Genomic DNA, 403 nt, shown 5'->3' on the forward strand with positions numbered 1-403 from the left:
GTCCGGCTCGGTCATGACAGGGCCCGCGCCGGCATCGGATGCGGCAACCGGCCGGCGGTCAGCTCGGCCAGGCGGCCGAGGCAGTTGAACCCCTGGCAGCGGCCCATGCCGCAGCGGGTGCGCCGCCTCAGCCCGCCGAAATCGCCCGGCGGCAGCGGGCCGGCCAGGGCCGCCTCGATCTCCCGCTGCGTCACCATCTCGCAATGGCAGACGATCTCCCCGTAGCCGGGCAGCTGCCAGTCGCGCGGGCGGTGCTCGGCCAGGTTCGGCATGCGGGGCGCCGGCGTCTCGGGCCGGGCGGCGCCGGATGCCCCGCCGACGATGCCCAGCGCCTCGACGTGTCGGGCGATGCCGAGCGCCGCCGTCATGCCGGTGGAGCGGATGCCGCCGACCGTGACCCAGC

At 76.7% G+C, this 403-nt stretch carries 1 protein-coding gene; it reads right to left on the reverse strand.

Annotated features, from left to right (window positions below; translation table 11 throughout):
- Positions 1 to 11: 11 nt before the first annotated feature.
- On the reverse strand, positions 12 to 403 hold a 392-nt coding region (locus tag P409_RS35805), incomplete at its 5' end, for a (2Fe-2S)-binding protein (protein ID WP_193366549.1).

The sequence above is a fragment of the Inquilinus limosus MP06 genome (assembly GCF_000767795.1).
In the GTDB taxonomy this organism is placed as follows: domain Bacteria; phylum Pseudomonadota; class Alphaproteobacteria; order DSM-16000; family Inquilinaceae; genus Inquilinus; species Inquilinus limosus_E.